19 protein-coding genes are annotated in these 19,341 nt (G+C 67.6%); 8 read left to right on the top strand and 11 right to left on the bottom strand.

Going from position 1 to position 19,341, the window contains the following annotated elements; all coding sequences use genetic code 11:
• The first annotated feature begins 194 nt into the window (after positions 1-194).
• The 6 genes from LOZ83_RS28030 to LOZ83_RS28005 are packed head-to-tail and all read left to right on the top strand — an operon-like array spanning position 195 to position 6,245.
• Positions 195-1,340: an LLM class flavin-dependent oxidoreductase gene (locus LOZ83_RS28030; RefSeq protein WP_236794696.1), complete on the top strand. Its 1,146-nt coding sequence runs from the start codon at positions 195-197 to the stop codon at positions 1,338-1,340.
• Positions 1,337-2,140 (top strand): SDR family NAD(P)-dependent oxidoreductase, encoded by an 804-nt coding sequence (locus LOZ83_RS28025; protein WP_236794695.1) that lies wholly within the window; start codon positions 1,337-1,339, stop codon positions 2,138-2,140. The genes LOZ83_RS28030 and LOZ83_RS28025 overlap by 4 nt, the downstream gene beginning before the upstream one ends.
• Positions 2,137-2,958, top strand: a complete 822-nt coding sequence (locus LOZ83_RS28020; protein WP_236794694.1) for an SDR family NAD(P)-dependent oxidoreductase — start codon at positions 2,137-2,139, stop codon at positions 2,956-2,958. The genes LOZ83_RS28025 and LOZ83_RS28020 overlap by 4 nt, the downstream gene beginning before the upstream one ends.
• Positions 2,959-2,970: 12 nt before the next feature.
• Complete coding sequence (locus LOZ83_RS28015) at positions 2,971-3,867, top strand: cyclase family protein (protein ID WP_236794693.1); 897 nt, start codon at positions 2,971-2,973, stop codon at positions 3,865-3,867.
• A 30-nt stretch (positions 3,868-3,897) separates the two neighbouring features.
• Positions 3,898-5,022: an LLM class flavin-dependent oxidoreductase gene (locus tag LOZ83_RS28010; protein WP_236794692.1), complete on the top strand. Its 1,125-nt coding sequence runs from the start codon at positions 3,898-3,900 to the stop codon at positions 5,020-5,022.
• Positions 5,023-5,081: 59 nt separating this feature from the next.
• Positions 5,082-6,245: an ABC transporter substrate-binding protein gene (locus LOZ83_RS28005; protein WP_236794691.1), complete on the top strand. Its 1,164-nt coding sequence runs from the start codon at positions 5,082-5,084 to the stop codon at positions 6,243-6,245.
• 45 nt (positions 6,246-6,290) lie between these two features.
• Here the strand turns inward: LOZ83_RS28005 and LOZ83_RS28000 are convergent, their stop codons facing one another.
• The 6 genes from LOZ83_RS28000 to LOZ83_RS27975 all read right to left on the bottom strand — a co-directional run bounded on the left by LOZ83_RS28000 (position 6,291) and on the right by LOZ83_RS27975 (position 11,941).
• Positions 6,291-7,034: an ABC transporter ATP-binding protein gene (locus LOZ83_RS28000; protein WP_236794690.1), complete on the bottom strand. Its 744-nt coding sequence runs from the start codon at positions 7,032-7,034 to the stop codon at positions 6,291-6,293.
• A complete protein-coding gene (locus LOZ83_RS40565; protein WP_236794689.1) occupies positions 7,027-7,791 on the bottom strand; it encodes an ABC transporter ATP-binding protein in 765 nt (254 codons plus the stop codon). The genes LOZ83_RS28000 and LOZ83_RS40565 overlap by 8 nt, the downstream gene beginning before the upstream one ends.
• The gene (locus tag LOZ83_RS27990; protein WP_236794688.1) at positions 7,775-8,794 is read right to left on the bottom strand and encodes a branched-chain amino acid ABC transporter permease; all 1,020 of its coding nucleotides are present in this window, start codon (positions 8,792-8,794) and stop codon (positions 7,775-7,777) included. Before LOZ83_RS27990 ends, LOZ83_RS40565 begins: the two co-directional genes overlap by 17 nt.
• Positions 8,781-9,653, bottom strand: a complete 873-nt coding sequence (locus tag LOZ83_RS27985; RefSeq protein ID WP_236794687.1) for a branched-chain amino acid ABC transporter permease — start codon at positions 9,651-9,653, stop codon at positions 8,781-8,783. The genes LOZ83_RS27990 and LOZ83_RS27985 overlap by 14 nt, the downstream gene beginning before the upstream one ends.
• Before the next feature lie 23 nt (positions 9,654-9,676).
• Positions 9,677-10,840: an ABC transporter substrate-binding protein gene (locus LOZ83_RS27980; protein ID WP_236794686.1), complete on the bottom strand. Its 1,164-nt coding sequence runs from the start codon at positions 10,838-10,840 to the stop codon at positions 9,677-9,679.
• A gap of 153 nt (positions 10,841-10,993) precedes the next feature.
• Entirely contained in the window at positions 10,994-11,941 is a 948-nt protein-coding gene (locus tag LOZ83_RS27975) for a TauD/TfdA family dioxygenase (protein ID WP_236794685.1), read from the bottom strand.
• A gap of 189 nt (positions 11,942-12,130) precedes the next feature.
• Here LOZ83_RS27975 and LOZ83_RS27970 point away from each other — a divergent pair, with 189 nt between their 5' ends.
• The gene (locus LOZ83_RS27970; RefSeq protein ID WP_236794684.1) at positions 12,131-12,919 is read left to right on the top strand and encodes an SDR family NAD(P)-dependent oxidoreductase; all 789 of its coding nucleotides are present in this window, start codon (positions 12,131-12,133) and stop codon (positions 12,917-12,919) included.
• Complete coding sequence (locus LOZ83_RS27965; protein WP_236794683.1) at positions 12,916-14,478, top strand: AMP-binding protein; 1,563 nt, start codon at positions 12,916-12,918, stop codon at positions 14,476-14,478. Before LOZ83_RS27970 ends, LOZ83_RS27965 begins: the two co-directional genes overlap by 4 nt.
• 19 nt (positions 14,479-14,497) lie before the next feature.
• Here LOZ83_RS27965 and LOZ83_RS27960 read toward each other — a convergent pair whose 3' ends face one another.
• The 5 genes from LOZ83_RS27960 to LOZ83_RS27940 form a co-directional block, all read right to left on the bottom strand.
• Positions 14,498-15,706: a CaiB/BaiF CoA-transferase family protein gene (locus LOZ83_RS27960; protein WP_236794682.1), complete on the bottom strand. Its 1,209-nt coding sequence runs from the start codon at positions 15,704-15,706 to the stop codon at positions 14,498-14,500.
• Complete coding sequence (locus LOZ83_RS27955; RefSeq protein ID WP_236794681.1) at positions 15,706-16,962, bottom strand: amidohydrolase family protein; 1,257 nt, start codon at positions 16,960-16,962, stop codon at positions 15,706-15,708. Before LOZ83_RS27955 ends, LOZ83_RS27960 begins: the two co-directional genes overlap by 1 nt.
• Before the next feature lie 29 nt (positions 16,963-16,991).
• On the bottom strand, positions 16,992-17,444 hold the full coding sequence (locus LOZ83_RS27950; protein ID WP_236794680.1) for a Zn-ribbon domain-containing OB-fold protein: 453 nt from the start codon (positions 17,442-17,444) through the stop codon (positions 16,992-16,994).
• Complete coding sequence (locus LOZ83_RS27945) at positions 17,441-18,589, bottom strand: lipid-transfer protein (protein ID WP_236794679.1); 1,149 nt, start codon at positions 18,587-18,589, stop codon at positions 17,441-17,443. The genes LOZ83_RS27950 and LOZ83_RS27945 overlap by 4 nt, the downstream gene beginning before the upstream one ends.
• 128 nt (positions 18,590-18,717) lie before the next feature.
• Positions 18,718-19,323 carry a TetR family transcriptional regulator gene (locus LOZ83_RS27940; protein ID WP_236794678.1) on the bottom strand — a complete coding sequence of 202 codons (606 nt, stop codon included), beginning with the start codon at positions 19,321-19,323 and terminating at the stop codon, positions 18,718-18,720.
• Positions 19,324-19,341: the final 18 nt, after the last annotated feature.

The following is a 19,341-nucleotide window of genomic DNA, read 5'->3' as shown; positions in this document are numbered from 1 at the left end:
GCAAACAGACGTGGGCCCGGCCGTGCTATCGGCCGGGCCCACGTCTGTTTGCCGGTCGCGTCTCGAAATGCTTTTTTCGCAATATCGAAAGGCGCGCGAATATCGGCCGCACGTGTTGACAATGACGCCGCGGTCTCCGCACACTGGCCGTGGATCTGAAAACGCTTTCGAAATGGCGAAATCGGTGGGGAACAATGGAGTTCGGCATCTTCATCCAGGCACCGGTCTACGAGTCGAATCGCCGGAACAATCCGGATTACGAGCACCAGTCGCTGATGAACGACCTCGAGGTCGCGATCGCCGCGGACCGGGCGGGGTTCAAGTACGTGTGGGCCTCGGAGCACCATTTCCTGGACGAGTACTCACATCTGTCGGCCAACGCGGTCATGCTGGGTTACCTGGCGCACGCCACCGAGCGCGCCCACCTCGGCTCGGGGATCTTCAACCCGCTGCCCGCGGTCAACCATCCCGCGAAGGTCGCCGAAACGGTGGCGATGCTGGACCACGTCTCGGGCGGGCGGTTCGAGTTCGGCACCGGCCGTGGCGCCGGCAGCCATGAGATCCTGGGTTTCCTGCAGGACCTCGGGATGGACGACCTGTCGAAGACGCGCGACATCTGGGAAGACGTCATCGCCGAGTTCCCCAAGATGTGGCTGAACGACGAATATCCGGGCTACCGCGGGAAATACTGGTCACTCCCCCCGCGCAAGGTGCTGCCGAAGCCGTGGGCCAAACCGCATCCCCCGATGTGGTACGCGGCGGGCAGCACGTCCAGCTACGAAATGGCGGCCCGCAAGGGACTCGGCGTGCTCGGCTTCGGCGTGGCCTCCATCGCCGAACTCGAGCCCGTGCTCAAGACGTACAAAAAGGTGATCACCGAGGCCGAGCCCATCGGCGCCTTCGTCAACGACAACATCATGGTCACCACCGTCGCGTCCGTCGCGGAAGACGCGCGGGCCGCCGTCGAGGTCGCGTGCCTGCCGGAGATGACCTACCAGCAATCACTGGTCTTCCGCTATCACGACACGTTCCCGCACCCGGACAACGTGCCGCGCTGGCCCGAGGTACTCCCCCCGCTCACGCCGGACGACATGCCGCGTGTCCGCGAGGCGGGGCGCCTCATCGGGGACCCGGACCACGCGCTCGCGCAGGCCCGGCGCTGGCAGGCCGCGGGGTGCGACCAGCTCGTGTTCAGCACGGGCTGGCAGCCGAAGGAAGCCATCCTGGAGACGATCCGGCTGCTGGGCGAGCACGTCATTCCCAAGCTGGACACCGATCCCGTGCACCGCACCACCAGGTTCCGCCGGCGCGCCACCAACTCGGAGGAGAACGAGCAGTGATCGATCTGGGGCTCAACGGAAAGCGGGCCATCGTCTCCGGTGCCGGCTACATCCCGGAACGGGCCGGGCACGGACGATTCAGCTCGCTGAACCTCGCGGCCGCCGGTGCGACCGTGGCGTGTATCGACATCGACGAAGGCCGCGCGAAAGCGATCGTCGAGGAGATCCAGGCCGCGGGCGGGAACGCGTTCCCGGTCATCGCGGACATGGAGTCCTACGCCGAGGCCGAGCGGGCGATCGCCGAGGCGGTGCACGGCCTCGGCGGCGTCGACGTCTGCGTCGACATCATCGGCGAGGCCACCTGGGACCGCGCCGAAGACTTCTCCCCGGCGGTCTGGGACACGACGATCCAGCGCAATCTCTCCCAGGTTTTCTACTTCTTCCAGCTCGCGGGCCGGCACCTGATCGCACAGGGCACGGGCGGGTCGATCGTCGCGCTCGCGTCGGTCGACGGGTTCGTCGCGGCCGCGCAGCACGCTCCCTATGGCGCGGCCAAGGCCGGTGTGGTCTCACTGGTCAAGACCTTTGCCCACGAGTTCGGCAAGCACGGGATCCGGGTGAACGGGGTCGCCCCGGGCAATGTCGGCAGCGGCAACGAAGACCAGCCCGAGGGCGAGTACGCGGTCAACGGGGTCAACCCGCTCGCCGCGCCCCGCGCCCACGACATCGCCAACGCGGTGCTGTTCCTCTCCTCCGCGCTCGCCGAGCGGATCACCGGGCAGACGCTCGTGGTGGACGGCGGCGCCACGATCAAGGCGATGTGGGAGATGGACGACGCGACGCTGGAGGGGCTGCGGTGAACGGCGCCAACCCCGTGACCAACCCGACCAACCTGACCGATCTGACCGGCCGCACCGCGATCGTGACAGGTGCCGGCAGCGGGATCGGGCGGGGTATCGCCGAGATGTTCGCCGCCGCGGGCGCGATCGTGTCCTGCGCCGACGTCTCCGGCGACACGGCCGAGGAGACCGCCGAGCGGATTCGCGCGGCCGGTGGCCGCGCGCGAGCCGCGACGGTCGACGTGAGCCACCGCGAGGAAGTGACCGGGCTGGTCGACGCGGTGGTCGCCGACCACGGCCGGCTCGACATCCTGTGCAACAACGCCGGAATCATCATCGACGTGCCGGTGCTGGACCTCGGCGAGGCCGAGTTCGACCGGGTGCTGGGCATCAACTTCAAGGGCGCCCTGTTCGGCTGTCAGGCGGCCGGCAAGGCGATGGTCGCCCAGGGCGGCGGCAGCATCATCAACCTGGCGTCCGGCGCCATCGACCAGGCCACCCCGAACCTGCTGGCGTACGGCGTGTCGAAGGTCGGCGTCGTGCAGCTCACCCGCACCCTCGCCGTGGAACTCGGCGCGTCCGGGGTCCGGGTCAACGTGATCGCGCCGGGATTGGTCGAAACCAATATCACCCGGCGGCATTACTCCCGTGTGGACGGTTCCATCGACGAGGAGAAGCGTGCGGCCACGCTCGCCCCGATGCGGGCCCACTCGCCGCTCGGGCTGATCGGCACCCCCGAGGACGTGGCCTGGGCGGCACTGTATCTCGCCTCCGACGCGGCCCGGTTCGTCACCGGGCAGATCCTGCGGCCCAACGGCGGCATCGCGATGCCGTGGTGAGGGAGGAACCGCATGACGGAGACGACGCGACGGACCGGCAACTGGCAACGCTGGGGCGAAGACGACGAGCGTGGCGCGCTGAACCTGCTCACCCCCGGCGTCGTGCATGCCGCGACCCGGGTGTGCCGGACCGGCAAGACCTACAGCCTCGCGCTGCCCATCCAGCGCGACGGCGTGCCACTGGTCCCCTACCGGGGCGCGCCGATGCGGATGACGCTGACGAACTCGACCGATGACGAACTGTGGGCGGCTTACGGCGCTGAGGGCACCGGCGCCAACGAGGACGTGCTCGTGCTGGCCTCCCACAACGAAACCCACATGGACGCGTTGAGTCACGTGTTCCACGAGGGCAGGATGTACAACGGTTTCCCGGCGACGGGGATGCGAACCCATACCGGCGCCGAGCACCTGGGCATCGAGAACGTCGGCTGTGTGGCCGGGCGCGCGGTTCTCCTCGATCTGGTCCGCTATCTCGGCGAGGCGGAGCTGACGGACCGCGTGTTGAGCACGCAGGACCTGGAAGGGTGTGCCGCGGCGCAGGGAGTCGCGGTCCGGCCGGGCGACATCCTGTTGCTACGCACGGGATGGCTCGAGCGGTACCGCCGCTCCCCCGGCACGGTCGGCCAGCAGCCGCAGCCGGGCCTGGGCATGGACGCGGTCCGGTTCGTGCGCGAGCACGACGTGGTCGCGGTGGGTGCCGATAACTCCGCCGTCGAGGCCTTGCCTTTCGACGGAGCGTTTCTCACCGTCCACATCGAACTGCTGGTCAAACTCGGCGTGTACCTGCTGGAGCATCTCGTGCTGGAAGAACTGGCGCGCGACCAGGTGTACGAGTCGCTGCTCGTGGTGGCACCGCTGCCCGTGCCCGGCGCCACCGGCAGCCCGATCAACCCGATCGCCATCGGGTAGTAACCGGTTTTCACAAGGAAAGGACAGATCGTGAAACTCGACTTGTTGTACGAGATCGACGCACCGAAGCCCTGGCCGGGCAAGCACCCGTACGGCCAGAAGAAGGTGGAGCAGACCGCTTACCGCGAGGCCATCGAGCAGATCAAGCTCGCCGACAAGCTGGGCTTTCACACGACCTGGCACGTGGAGCACCACTTCCGCGAGGGCCGCTCGCACAGCCCGGCGCCCGAGGTGCTGCTGGGCGCGCTCAGCCAGGTGACCGAGCAGATCCGGCTCGGGTTCGGGGTCACCCTGCTGCCGCATCCGTTCACCCCGCCGATGCGGGTGGCGGAAAAGGTCGCCACCGCGGACATCCTTTCGCACGGCCGGGTCGAGTGGGGCACCGGCCGCTCCACGCCGATGGAGCAGACCGCGTTCGGCGTGCCGCGGGACGAGTCGCGCGAGATGTGGCAGGAGGCGATCGAGGCGATCGTCGGCATGTGGGAGTCGGAGTACTTCGAATTCCATGGCAAGTACCTGGACTTCCCGCGCCGGATGGTGACGCCGAAGCCGTTCCAGGATCCGCACCCGCCCTGCTGGGTCGCGGCCAACAGTGACAGCAGCGCCGAGATCGCCGGCCGGATGGGGCTGGGCCTGCTGTCGTTCACCACGCTGCGTCCGCTCGCCGACCTCAAGAAGCAGGTCGACACCTACCGCGCGGCGGCGAAGAACGTCTCGCCGATCACGCGGGTGCGGCAGAACAAGATCGCCTCGTACACGCTCGTGCACTGCGCCGAATCCATGGCCGAGGCCGAGGACAACGGCATCTGGGAATCCGTCTGGTGGTGGTACCAGAACCTCGCGGAGTTCACGATCGAGTGGGAACTGCAGCACCTGCCGCAGGAGGAGCAGGACAAGGTCTTCCCGCAGCGCGCCGCGATGCGGGACGGCAAGTTCGACCCGAAGTCGTTCCACGAGGCCGACATGATCATCGTCGGGGATCCGGAGCGCTGCCTGCAGAAGATGAAGCGCTACGCCGATCTCGGCGTGGACGAACTGATCTGCTATGTCCAATTCGGACACCTGCCGCACGAGTCGGTGATGAAGACCATCGAACTGCTCGGCAAGGAGGTCATCCCCGAGATCGAGGCGTACGTCCCGAAGACCAATGGGTGAGTTCCCGCGCGGTGGCGCGTCTGCCATCACTTATCTGTACTGTGACAAAGGAGTCGCATATGCGGAAGAGATATCGGCGCGTCACCGCCGCGCTGGCGGCGGTCGGCCTGCTCGCCGGAGCTTGTGACAGTTCGGCGAGCGGGAGCGGTGATTCCGGTTCGGGCCCGATCCGGATCGCGGTCATGGCCATCCTCACCGGCCCGAACCATTCGGTCGGCTGGGACAACGCGTTCAAGCTGGCGGTCGACGAGATCAACGCGAGCGGCGGCATCCTGGGCCGTCAGGTCGAGTACAAGGAATTCGATACCGGGCTCACTCCGCAAGGAGCGGCCGACGCCACCAACCTCGCCCTCGAATACCAGCCGAACCTCCTGCTCGGGTATTCCGTCTCGGCGGGCCTCAAGGCCTCGGCCTCCGCGATCAACAACGCCGGTATCCCGGTCATCCAGGGCACGCGGTCCGCGCTCACGTCACCCGATTCGCTCGACTCGAAGCTCACGTTCCGGATCGTGCAGACGAACGACCAGTTCGCGCTCGCCGGCATGCGGTATCTGACCGAGCAAGCCGGCGTCAAATCGATGATGCTCATCAACACCCAGGACGCCGCGCCGACCGAGGGCGCCGACAACGCCCAGACCCAGGCGGCGAAGGCGGGGGTGCGAACCGAGCGCCGGGGCGTCTCGCCCACGGTGACCGACCTGACCGAGCCCATCCTCGCTGCCAAGGGCATGGACGCGATCAACGAGTGGGGTTACCCGACGACCGACGCGCTGACCGTGAAAACCGCGGCGGCCAACGGCTACACGGGCCAGATCATGACGGCCAGTGCCTCGAACGCCGTACGGTCCGGTCTCATCCCGGCCAGCCTGCTGACCGACAAGGTGCACGCGGCGCCGTGGTGTGCGCCCGACATCGTCGACACACCCGCGGCCAAGAAGTTCACGCAGGCCTACACCGCCAAGTACGGCGAGGTGCCGACCGAATCGACGTACTCGGCGTACTACGACGCCCTGTACATCTTCAAAACCGTGGCCGAGCAAGGGAAATCGATCGAGCCGGACAAGATCGCCGACGGGCTGGCCAAGGTCGACTACCAGGGTGCGTGCGGTGAGGAGAAGACCGACGCCCACCACAACATGCTGCACTCGGTACCGATCCTGAGCTTCCCCGGCGGCAAGACGAAGCTCGACCTGAACGTGACCGGCCTGGAATCCGGTTACTGATTCCACACTCGTGGCCGGCGCGGCAGCCGGGCCGGCCACGAGGAGTCAGTGGGACCGGATCGCTTCCCCGTCCTGGGCATCCTCGGAGTCGACGCCGTGGCCGAGATAGGAGTCGATCAGCGCTTCCCGGTCGCCGAGTTGCGCCGCCGTCCCCGACAGCGCCTCGCGTCCGGACAGCAGTACGTGTCCCTTGTCGCACAAGGAAAGCGCCACTGCCGCGTTCTGCTCGACGAGCAGGACGGCGAGTTCGGACTTGATCTGGCTCAGCGCCTGGTACACGGCCTTGACGACGATCGGGGCCAGGCCCAGCGACGGCTCGTCCAGCATGATCAGTTTCGGGGCGGCCATCAGCGCGCGCCCGATCGCCACCATCTGCTGCTCGCCGCCGGACAACGACCAGCCGTACCGCTTGCGCAGCGGGACCAGCGCGGGAAACAGGTCGTAGATCGCGTCGAGGCCGAAGAATCGCTTGCGGCGGCCACCGGCGGTCTGCCCGACCAGCAGGTTGTCGTTGACCGTCAAGGTCGCGAACACCCGCCGGCCCTCGGGCACGTGCACCAGCCCCATCCGGGACAGTTCTTCGGGGCGGGTGCCGGTGACATCGTCGCCGTCGAAGACGATGCGGCCCTCGCCGCGGACCAACCGTGAGACGGCCCGCAAGGTGGACGTCTTCCCGGCGCCGTTGGCGCCCAGCAGCGCCACCGCCTCGCCGGAGCCGACGGTGAACGAGAAGTCGTCGACGGCACGGGTCGAACCGTAGGACACGCCCAGTCCGGTGACTTCAAGCATCGATGACCAGCTTTCCCAGATAGGCGTCGACAACCTTCGGATCGGCCCACACCTGCGCCGGCGCGCCGGCCGCGATCTGCTTCCCGAGTTCGAGCACGATCATCCGCTGGCACAGGCTTTCCAGGAAGTCGATCTTGTGTTCCACGATCAGCAGCGCGGGCCCGCCGTCCGCGCGCCACGTCGTCAGCAACTCGACCAGGCCCCGGGTCTCGCGCTGGTTCAGCCCGGCCGCCGGCTCGTCGAGCAGCAGCAGCCGCGGCCGGCCCACATAGACCCGGGCCAGCTCCAGCCTGCGACGGTCCCCATAGGACAGTGCGCCGGCGAGGGTGTCCTGCGCGGCGGCCAATCCGACGTAGGCGAGCGCCTCGTAGGCCTGCTGCCAGCGCCCGCGTTCGGCCCGCGCCATCGCCGGCCGCCGGAACCACGCGGCGGGCAGCGAACGCAGGCCGCGCTGGGGAACGCCGATCAGGACGTTCTCCAGGCAGGTCAGCTCGTCGTGCACCTGCGGCGTCTGGAAGGTCCGCAGCACGCCGCGCCGCGACACGCAACCCTGGCGGCCGAGCCGGATCCGCTCGCCGTCCACCCGGACGGTGCCCTCGGCCCGGACCAGCCCCGTCACCGCGTTGAGGAACGTGCTCTTCCCCGAGCCGTTGGGCCCGACGAGACCGACGATCTCGTCCTCACCGACGGTGAGTGACACGTCGTCGACCGCGACCACCCCGCCGAACCGGACCGTGATGTTATCTGCCTCGAGCACGGCGCACCCACCTTCCGGCGACCCGGCGGATATCGGCTATGCCGCCGGGGAACGCCACGATGATCACGAGCACGAGCGCCGCGTAGATGACCTCCGAGTACTTTTCCGCGCCACGCAACAACTCGGGCAGCAGGACCACGATCGCGGCGCCGATCACCGGCCCGTAGATCGAGCCGAGGCCGCCCAGCAGCACCATCAGCAGGACGCTGAGCGAGATGTCGACGCTGAACGACTCCAGGCTGAAGTAGCTGGAATTGTGCGCGTAGAGGGATCCGGCGACGCCCTGCATCGCTGTGCCGACGGCGAACGCGATCAGCTGCAGGGTGCGCGGGCGGAGCCCGGCGGTCGCCGCGACCGGCCCCTTGTCCCTCGCCATCGCGAGTTCGCGCATGACCGGCGACCGGATCACCGCGATCGTCAGGGCGAGGAACAGCACGAGCAAGGCCAGGATCAGGTAGTAGCGCTCGTGCGTGAGATTCAGCTTGTCGCCGAAGAACACCGGGATCTTGATGTCGCCGACACCGTTGTAGCCGCCGGTGAAACTCACCCACTCCCGGAACAGGATCAGCATGAGACCGCCGAGGCCGACCGTGGCGATCGCGAAATAGATCGGCGAGAGCCGGGCGAAGACGAGCTTGGCCAGTGCGCCCAGCAGGCCGGTGACCACGGCCGCGCTGACCAGGCCGAGCCAAAAATCGCCGAAATAGTTGGCTCCCCACACCGACACGTAGGCGCCGGCGGCGTACATCGCGAAAACGCCGAACGTGAACTGGCCCGCCAGGCGGAAACACCAGTAGAACCCGAGCGCCAGGATCGCGTTGATCAGGATCTGGTTGAGGATGCTGTCGTGATACGCCGAACGGCCGTAGATCTCCGGTACGAACCAGGCGACCACGGCGAACAGCAGCAGGAACAGCCATTGCCGGCCGCGATAGGCCGGTGGTGGCACGACCTTTCCGGCCGCCAGGTCCTTGAGCGTCGCCCGGGCCTCAGAAACGGACACCGCGCACCACCTTCACCAGGCCCTGCGGGCGGATGGCCAGCACCAGGACGAGCACGATGAACGGGTAGGCGTCCGACAGGTTCGGCGAGACGTACCCGGTGGCCAGCGACTGGAACAGCGCGACGAAGATCGCGGCGAACGCGACCCCGCCGAGCCGTTCCCCGCCGAGGATGACGGCGGCGAAGGCACTGAGCAGCATGTTGAACCCGAGGCTCGGCGACACGGAAAGCGCCGGCGCGATCAGCACACCCGCGACCCCGGCGAGCGCGCTGGACAGGCCGAAGATCAACGGTGACAGCCGGTTGACCCGGATTCCTTGCAGCAGCGCGGTTTCCCGGTCCGCGGCCAGCGCGCGGACCTGGCGGCCGAGGCTGGAGCGCTGCATCAGCAGGTACAGCACGACGCCGACCACGATGGTGACGCCGATCGTCAGCAACGACTGCCACGATGTGGCCGCGCCGAAGATCGAGACCGTGCCGCTGCCGAACGGAGAGGGCAGGTTGAGCCCGTCCGAGCCCTGCCAGGCGCCCAGCGCCGAGCGGATCGCCAGTCCCAGCGCGAACGTCGAGATGACGATCGTGAGCGGTTGCCGGTTGCGCAGCGGCGCGTAGCCGATCCGTTCCAGCGCCACCCCGGCGACGAACATCACCAGGATCACGACCACGTACATCAGCACCGGGTTTCCGTGGTTCTGCACCAGAAACCAGAACCCGACATAGGCGCCCAGCGTGATCAGGTCGCCCTGGGCGAAGTTGATGACACCCGTGGCGTTCTGCAGCAGCACGATGCCGAGCGCGATCAGCGCGTACACCGAACCCTGCGTCAGGCCACTGATGACTATCGCGACGAAGTGTGCCATTCGGTGCCCTCTCGGGAAGCGAGTCAGAAGCCGGCGTCCAGGTTGTTCATGGTCGAGTCCACCTTCTGCTTGCCGCCGGCGAAGCTCAGGATCGACACCGAATGCGACAGGTTGTGCTGGGCGTCGGCCTTCTCCTCACCACACGCGCCCTGGTAGTCGACCTTGGCCAGCCCTGCGACGATCTGTCCCGGGTCCACGGACTTGATCTGCTCGGCGACGTTCTTGAAGATGTACACGGCGTCGTAGTACGAGGAGGTCGACGAGTTCCCCGGCGGGACGCCGTACTTGGCGGTGTAGGCCTGCTGGTACTTCTGGGCCGCCGGCGTGTCGAGCACCTCGAGGGGACAGAAGGACATCGCGTGCACCTTGTCGGTCAGCAGGCCGGCCGGGATGAGGTTGTTCTGGGCCGCCGCGGCTGTGTTGAAGCCCAGGTACTGGCCCTGGTACCCGTTGGCCGCCGCGGTTTTCACGGCCAGCGCGTCGGTTTCGTTGTAGCCCCAGACGAAGAGCGCGTCGCTGCCCTTGGCGGCGAGCACGGGCTCGGTCAGGTCCGTGACGGTCGGCGAGACGGCCCGGTGCTCGACCCGCACCCCGCCCTTGGCCGCCTCGGCCTGGAACTCCCCGGCGCCTTCGGCCGGCGAGGCGTCCTGGGTGTTGACGAGCGCGATCGACCTGGCGCCCGCCTTCTGGGTCAGGTACTGGTAGCTCGCGGTCGCGTACTGGTTCCCGGTCGGGCTGAGCCGGAAGGTGAGCTGGGAGCCCAGCGAATCGGGTGAGGTCAGCTTCGCCAGTGTGTTGTGGATGACCGGCACCCCGGCGGCGTTGATCCCCGGGATCGACGCCTTCAGTCCCGCCGAAACGCTGTACCCGATGATGAGATTGGGCTGGTACTCGACCGCGAGGTTGGTGGCGTCGGCCGCCGCCTGTGGCGTGATCCCGCTGTCGAATTCCTTGTACTCGATCTGGCGGCCGAGAACGCCACCGGCGGCGTTGATCTCGTCGACGGCCAGCTTGAACGAGTTGTCCCAGCCGTCGAGATGACTCGGGCCGGTGATGATGCCCATCAGCGCGATGCGGATGGGGCCCGAACCGGAATCGCCGCCACCGCTCGCGGAACTGTCACAGGCCGCGGCGAGCAAGGCCACCGCCGAAAGCGCCACCGCGGCACGCCGATACCTCTTCCGCATTGTGCGACTCCCTTGTCACAGCCCCCGGAACGCGCGTTTTTCTTTTCAGCTGCTCGATATTCGGACGCTAGCAGACGCTTGTGCCGTGGCGCGAGACTCTCCGTCCGGCTCATTTTTCGAAATGCCGAAAAAAGAAGAGGAGCCTGAAACCGGCTAGGAGATCAGGGCTTCGGGGACACCCTTGAGCTGCAGCGGGAACCCGTCGTTGAGATCGGTCCGGGACGGCATCGTCAAGGCGCCGAGCGAGTGCAAGTCGTCCTTCGTGCCTACCCGGCGTAGCTCGCGCCGCTCGGCGAAGTCGAACCGGCGGCCACGGTGCAGCACCGACCTGTTGTCCCACAACACCACATCGCTCGGAGACCAAAGGTGAACGTACACATTGTCCGGCTGGGTGGCCTGTTCGAGGAGGTCACTCGCGAGCGCGCGGCCTTCGGGTACCGACAGCCCGGAGATCTGGCACAGCGGCTGCCCGACCCACAGCACCTTGCGGCCCGATCCGGGGTGCGTGCGGATCAGGGGCCACTCGACCGGCGGGTAGATCCCGTGCGTCTCCGGCGGATCGAAGATCCCGAGGCGGATCCGGTTGTACGCCGACCAGAACGCGCCGGTCCGGGCCGACAGGAAGTCACGGGTCCGCGGGTCCAGCCGGTCGTGCGCGGCCCGCAGGTCCGCGAACTCCGTCTCCCCGCCCCACGCCGGGACCGCGACGGCGGCCAGCATCGAATAGCGGAACGGCCGGTGGTAATGCGACCCGTCGCTGTGCCAGAACGCGTTGCCGATGTTCATCACCGTCTGGCGATCCAGCCGGGCGGCGACATCGCCGCGGGCATCGACGTTCGAGATGTCGGTGACGACGTCACTGCCGAGCCGGTTCGCGTCGATCCGGTTGAAGTAGCGCTGCACCTCGGTGTCCAAGGGACCGAAGGTCCTCAGCCAGGCGGCCTGCTGCTCGGCCGAGATCGCCTGGTTCCGGAAAACCAGGACCGCGTAACGGTCCGCGGCCTCGACGATGGCACTGTGCCGGGCCTCCGACGGCGGCATGGTCAGGTCCACATCGAGCACCTCGGCCGCGAGGCTCTTGCCGATCGGGACTGTGCGCATGCGGGAAAACGTAAGTTCCCGGCGACATTCCTGTCCACGGCGCGATCCCGGTGACCGGTACGGAAAACCCGGGGTGACATCCGGACTGTTGACCGCGACGCGCGAAACACTAGGCTTGTGACAGTCGGGTGCCAGTAGTTCGGGATCGTTCTTCACAGACGGCGTTGTCGAAGACGGAGGACACTCTTTATGTTCGGACGGACGCTGGAAGGCAAAGTCGCGCTGGTGACCGGTTCGACCTCGGGCGTGGGCAGGGCGACCGCGCTCACCTTCGCGCAAGAGGGCGCCGCCGTGGTGGTGATCAACGGACGCGACGAGATTTCCGGAAAAGCGGTTTGCGCGGACCTCGCGGCGCAGGCCCCCGACGCCGAGATCCACTTCGTCCGCGCGGACATGAACAGCCGTGCGGACATCGCGGCACTGTTCGCCCGCACCGCCGAGATCGGCGGCGGGCTCGACGTCTTCGTGCACAGCGGCTACGGCGGCTCGGGCAACGGCAAGCCCGACCTGTTCGAGAACATGGACCTCGACGAACTGGAAGGCGTCATCAGCTCGGTGTTCACCAGCCTGGTGCGCTGCTGCCACCACGCGGTGCCGCTGCTGAAGGCGCGCGGCGGCGGATCGATCCTCGGCGTCATCTCCGACGCGGCGAAAGTGCCGACCCCGGGCGAAAGCGTGCACGGTGGCGCGCTCGGCGGTTCGGGCATGTTCCTGCGCGGCCTGGCGCGCGAAGTGGGGCGCTACGGCATCCGGGTCAACGCCGCCTGCCCATCGCTGATCCGCGACACCCGCAACTACGACAAGGTGATGGCCGACGGCTTTTCCCGCAAGCTGTTCGAGAAGATCGAAAAGCGCGCGACGCTGGGGCTGCCGGGACCCGACGACCTCGCCAACCTCATCACGTTCCTCTCCGGACCGCTCGCGGCGCACATCACGGGCCAGCTCGTGAGCATCAACGGCGGGATTTCCGGCGCATGAAACCACCAGTGGACACCATCCCCGGCGTACTGGCGCGCGCCGTCGCGGCCGTGCCGGACAAGGTCTTCCTGGATTTCGAAGGGAAGACGCTGACGTATCGAGCGTTCGACGTGCTGTCCAACCGCTACGCGCACGGCCTCGCCGCCATGGGCGTGCGGGCTGGCCGGCCCGTCGCGCTGATGCTCGACAATTCGGCGGAGGCGATCCTGTTCTGGTTCGCCGCGAACAAGCTGGGCGCGATCAGCGTGCCCGTCAACACCGCATTCAAAGGCAGCTTCCTCTCGGGCCAGATCGCGGACTGCGGCGCCGAAATCCTGCTGATCGAGGACGACTACGCCGATCGCCTGCCCGAAATCAGGGCCGACATGCCGGCACTGCGGCAGGTGGTCACCCGCGGCGAATTCGCGCGGCTGCTCTCGGATCGCGACACCGCCCCCGAGGCGACGATCGACCCGTCGGAGACCGCCCTGATCGTCTACACCTCCGGCACGACCGGGCCGTCGAAGGGCTGCATGATCTGCCACAACCATGTCTGCACCATGGGCTGGTACAGCTTCTTTTCGCGCGGCGTGCGGGAAGACGACGTGTTGTGGACCTGCCTGCCCCTGTTCCACATGAGCGCCCTCGGCATGACGGTGCTGTCGGCGCTGGTCGCCCACGCCACCGCCTCGATCGTGCCGCGCTTTTCGGTGAGCCGCTTCTGGCCGGAGATCGAGCGGTCCGGCGCGACCGAGGTCAACATGCTGGGCTCGCTGGCGCAGCTGATCGCGCAGGCACCCGACAGCGCCGAAGCGCGCCGCTGCTCCGGGCAGCTGCGGCGGATCGTGGCCGCGCCGTATCCGGCCGCGCTGGCGCGGATCTGGGAGGACCGCTTCGGTATCCCCGCCAAGCCCACCTCCGGCTACGGCATGACCGAATGCGTCATCGCCACCCAGGCCCCCGACGATCCGCCGGCACCGCCCGGCTCCTGCGGCCGCAGCGGGCTGTTCTTCGACATCATGATCGTGGACGACCACGACCGGGAGCTGCCGTGCGGGGAGGTCGGCGAGATCGTCTGCCGGCCGCTGCATCCCCACATCATGTTCAAGGGCTACTGGAACAAACCCGAGGCGACCGTCGCGGCCTGGCGCAACCTGTGGTTCCACACCGGCGATCTGGGGCGGATGGACGAGCGTGGCTATCTCTATTTCGTCGACCGGAAAAAGGACTACCTCCGCCGCCGCGGCGAGAACATCTCGTCCCTCGAACTGGAGGCCGTGTTCCGCACGCACCCCGCGATCCGCGACGTCGCCGTGCACGCCGTCTTCTCGCCACTCGGCGAGGACGAAGTGAAAATCACCGCCGAACTCAAGGAACCGGGCCTGATCGACGAGGAAACGCTGTGCCGGTGGTCGGCCGCCCGCCTGCCCTATTTCGCGGTGCCGCTCTACATCGAATTCCGCGAAGAGCTGCCCCGCACACCGACCGGCAAGGTGCAGAAAGGCCTGCTCCGAGACGAGGGACGGACCGCGACGACCTGGTGCCGTGAGGATGCGGGCTTCGTACTGGAGAAGCGCTGAAAAACGGGTTTCCGCGTGGTCAGTTCACGGCGCCGTTGATCTTCAACTCGATGATTTCGTCCATGCTCTTACCGAGTTCGGCGAGCACCTCGTCGGTGTGCTCGCCTGTCTGTGGCGCGCGGGTGATGGCCGGTGTGTGCTCGTCGAACTGCACCGGGCCGGCCACGAGACGGTGCGCACGGCCCTCGTAATCCACCTCGGCGATGTAGCCGTTGGCGACCACCTGTGGATCCTCGATCAGCTCCTGCGCGTTCTGCACCACCGCCCAGACCCCACTCAAACCGTGGAGTTTCTTCCGCCAGTCGGCGAGTGAGTGCGCGGCGAACTCGGTCTCCAGCTCGGCCATGCAGGCTTCGAGATTGCGCACCCGCACCTCGGCGGACGAAAAGCGGTCGTCATGGGCGAGGTCCGGGCGGCCGATCCGTTCGCAGAACTCGGCCCAGTAGCGGTCGGCCTGCAGCATGGCCAGCCAGATCCACCGGCCGTCCGACGTGCGGAAGCAGTTCGCCAGCGGGTTGCGCACCACGTCCCGCGACAAGGTGGGCAGCCCACCGGGAACCAGTGCCGCGGCACACACGTCCGGGCTCATGACCCAGGCCGCGGTCGCCAGCAACGAGATATCGATGACGGACGGCTCTCCGTGCCGTTCCCGGCCGTAGAGCGCGGCGGCGACCGCGCCGGCCATCCCGAGCCCGCTGATGCCGTCCCCGAACGACGGGCGAGGCGGAATCGGCGCGTCGGCGTCGGCCGGGGTCAGATGATGCGCGACGGAACCGCGCGCCCAGAACAGGGCCGAGTCGAACCCGCCGCGTTCTCGCTCGGGGCCACGGTTTCCGGCGGCGTGGGCCCGCGCGTAGATGATGCGCGGGTTCACCGCCCGGATGTCCTCGACCTCGAGCCGCAGCTTGCCCCGCACACCCGGGAGGAAGCTCGTGATGAACACATCCGCTTCGCTGATTAGCTGGTCCAGCACGGCGCGACCTTCGGGATTCGCGATATCGAGGCCGATACTGCGCTTCCCGTGGTTCGCCTGCTCGAACATGAAGTTGATGTCGGTCGCGTCGGCCGCCAAGCCCGAGGTGACGAGGCCGCGCAGGGGGTCGCCGGTCAACGGGTGCTCGATCTTGACGACCTCGGCGCCCCACTCGGCGAGGAGCGTGGCGGCCGACGGTGCGAACCACCACTGTGCGACCTCGACGATCTTCACCCCGCGCAGTACGTCCTGCACTACGCCGACACCTCCGAAGCGGCCGGGCGCAGATGCTTGGTCGAGCGGATGCTGACGTCCCAATCGACGGCCTGCGCCCGCAACGCGCCGACCGTCGCGGCGCCGCGCTCCATGCGCGCGAACGGGTCGTAGGAGAACTGCCGCATCGCGTTGAGGTGGGTGATCTGGTCGATCTCGTTGTCGGGCAGGCCATCGAGGTACTTCATGGCCGCTTCCGGCGAATGCGGCCAGGTCGAATCGGAATGCGGGTAGTCGCATTCCCACATGATGTTGTCCAGGTTGAGGTGGTGGCGGTTCTCGACGCCTACCGCGTCATCGATGAAGCACAGCAGCACATGCTCGTTGAACACCTCCGACGGCGTGCGGCCGCCGCCGAGGTCCATTCCGGACCAGTGCTTGGTGTGCCGGTAGATGTAGTCGATCCGTTCGGTGAAATAGGGAACCCAGCCGACGCCGCCTTCGGACAGCGCGACCTTGACGCTGGGGAACTTGCGGAAGAGCGGGCTCCACACCACGTCGGCGGCGGCCTCGATCAGGTTGATCGGCGACAGCGAGTAGATGCATTCGATCGGCGCGTCGGGCGACGTCGTCGGAACGGTGGACGACGAGCCGAGGTGCATGCACACGACCGTGCCTTCGTCGGCGCACGCCTGGAAGAACGGGTCCCAGTGATCGGTGTAGAGGCTCGGCAGGCCGAGCGCGTGCGGGTTGGACGTGAAAGTCACCGCGTGGCAGCCTTTTCGAGCGACCCGGCGTACCTCTTCCGCGGTCGCCTCCGGATCCCACAACATCGGCAGCGCGAGCGGAATGAACCGCTCCGGGTACGCTCCCGCCCAGCCATCGAGGTGCCAGTCGTTGTAGGCGCGCACCATGGCCGCCGCCTGATCGCGATCGGTTCCGGTCTCCATGAACAATTGCCCGCAGAAGCGCGGGAACGACGGGAAACACATCGAGCCGAGCATCCCGTTCGCGTTCATGTCCATGACTCGCGCATGGATGTCGTAGCAGCCGGGCCGCAACTCTTCGATCGTGGTGGGTTCCTTGCCGTACTCGTCCGGCGGGCGGCCGGCGACGGCGTTGATGGCCAGGTTCGGCATGTCCCGGCCTTCGTAACGCCAGGCCATCGTGCCGTCGTCCCGCCGCACCAGTTTCGGCGCCTTGTCCTGGAACTTCGCCGGAAGGCGGTCATCGAACATGTCCGCGGGCTCGATCACGTGATCGTCGACGCTGACGAGAATGAGATCTGCGATGTCCACTGCGTTTTCCCTCCGATTGGCCTGTTCGGTCAGGACGCGGCCGGGCTGAACACCGGAACGCGGAAGTCTCCGCCCGCCAGTTCGGTGAACCGTGCCTCGACCCGCATCCCACAGGAAACCTCTTCCGGGGCAATGCCCACAACACGCCCCGGCAGCCTGAGGCCGGTTTGTTCGTCCAAATCCACCAATGCCACCACATACGGCGTCTTGTCGAGGTAGCCCGCGACCGCCGCCTGCCGTTGCACGATGAAGGTGTAGATGACACCGGTACCCGCGACGCGCTCGAACGCCGTCGTCCCATCGCAGGCGCGGCACCGTTCGAGCGGCGGTTGCATCCAGAGGCCACAGGACTGGCATCGGCAGACCGTCAGTTCGTCCTTGGCCGCGGCCTCCCAAAAGGGCTTCGTGTCCGCGTCCGGTACCGGCTGCGGTGGATAGCGGAACGCCTCCGGCACGGTCCTCTTGTCCACGGTCTGGGTCACAGCGTTGCCTCCGTCCCGTACACCAGCGCCCCGCCGTACGGCCCCGCGCCCGAGGTGACCAAGGCGGTTTCCGCGTCCGCCACCTGGCGCTCCCCCGCCTCGCCGCGAAGCTGCAGCACGGCCTCGTAATGGTGATTGAGCCCGTGAATGTATCCCTCGGACAGCAAACCGCCGTGCGGGTTCACCACCACATCGCCGTCATACGTCGCGCGGCCTTCCCGGAAGAAGTCGCCGACCTCGCCCTTCTCGCAGAACCCGAAGTCTTCGAAGGTCGCCATGACCGTGAAGGTGAAACAGTCGTACATCAGCGCGATGTCCATCTCGGCGGCGGACAACCCGGTACGCGACCACAGGCGCGGCGCGGTGTCCCGGGAGTACATGCAGGTCATGTCGTCCCACTGGTCGACCGACCCGCCGAAGCGGTTGCTGTCCGCGGCGCCGAGCACGTGGACCGGCTTGTGCCGCAGGTCCTTCGCGCGTTCCGGCGTGGTCAGCACGATCGCGGCGGCACCGTCGACCTCGTAGCAGCAGTCGAAGACCCGGAACGGCTCGGCGATCCACCGGCCCGCGAGGTAGTCGTCCATCGTGATGGGCTCACGCGCGACGGCATGCGGATTCCGCGCGGCGTGCTGCCGGCTCTGGATCGCGATCGCGCCCAGATCCTCCGCGGTGGAGCCGTATTCGTACTGGTGCCGCTGGCAGAACATCGCGAACCACTGCGGTGGCACCAGATATCCGTGCGGCCCGGCGAACTGTCCCTCGCCGCCGACCTCGATACGCCCCGATGCCTTGCCGTAGCGCGTATCCGCGCCGAGCACCCGGTAGACGACCACGACCTCGGCCTGGCCGGAGGTGATCGCGCCGACCGCGTTCGTCACCGTCGTCGTGACGATGTTGCCGCCACCGGCGACGCTCAGGCACCAGCCGAGGTCCTCCACCCCCACGGCATAGGCAACCTGACTGGGCCGCAACGAATCCGTGCCGTACGCGGTGATGCCGTCGACATCGGCCGCCGACAGGCCGGCGTCCGCGAGGGCATTCCGGACAGCCTCGGCCGCCATCGCCAACGGCGTCCGCCCGGAGGCACGTACGTAAGGGGTTCGCCCGATCCCCACCACGGGCGCGCCGCGCAGCGAACGATTCATCTGACCTCTCCACCGTTGGCAGTCATCTGCCATTTGAGGCTAGCGCGCGGCTGCCTGTTTAGCCAGGAACATGCGAGGCACTACGCAGAAAACGGCTCTTGACACTGCCCTGCCCCTACCTGGCCGGGTCAGTCCTGGCAGGCGATCTCCCGCAGCAAAGCGAAACCCTCGTCGATGTGCTCGGCCAGATCCCGCTTGGACGACAGCCAGCCCGCGTACGCGTGCCGGATGGCAATGGAAACGAGCTCCGCCGTCATCCGGCACCGGGCATCCGGCGCCCTCAGCGAGCGGCGCGTGGCGAGCGCGTCGGCCAGGCTGGCCTCGTGCCGGGCGAGCGCGGCACTGTGCTGACCGAGCAACTGCGGTGAGTCCTGCACGGCACGGAAGTACAGCCGGATCCGGTTCTTCAGCGGCGCGACCATCGAGCTCAGCGCCCGCTGGGTGGCGGCGACCGCGGCGAGATCGCCCAGCTCCGCCGGCTGATCGGGCAACTGGCGGACCACCGCGGCGTTGTACGCGTCGCCACCGAAGAAGAGGACACGATCCTTGCTGTCGAAGTAGCGGAAGAAGGTTCGCGGTGAGACACCCGCCCAGTCGGCGATCTCGTCGACGGAGGTGGCCTCGTAGCCCTTGGCCGCGAACAGCGTCAGGGCCGCGTCGATGAGCGCCTCACGGGTCCGCTGCTTGTGTTCGCCGCGGCCGTCCACGCCCCGGGCGTCCGAACTCGCGGACACACGACCTCCCGCCGCCAA

It is taken from the genome of Amycolatopsis sp. GM8, assembly GCF_021653975.1.
Lineage (GTDB): Bacteria > Actinomycetota > Actinomycetes > Mycobacteriales > Pseudonocardiaceae > Amycolatopsis_E.
Note: the sequence above shows the minus strand (reverse complement) of the source record. Positions and strands in the feature narration are given on the sequence as shown.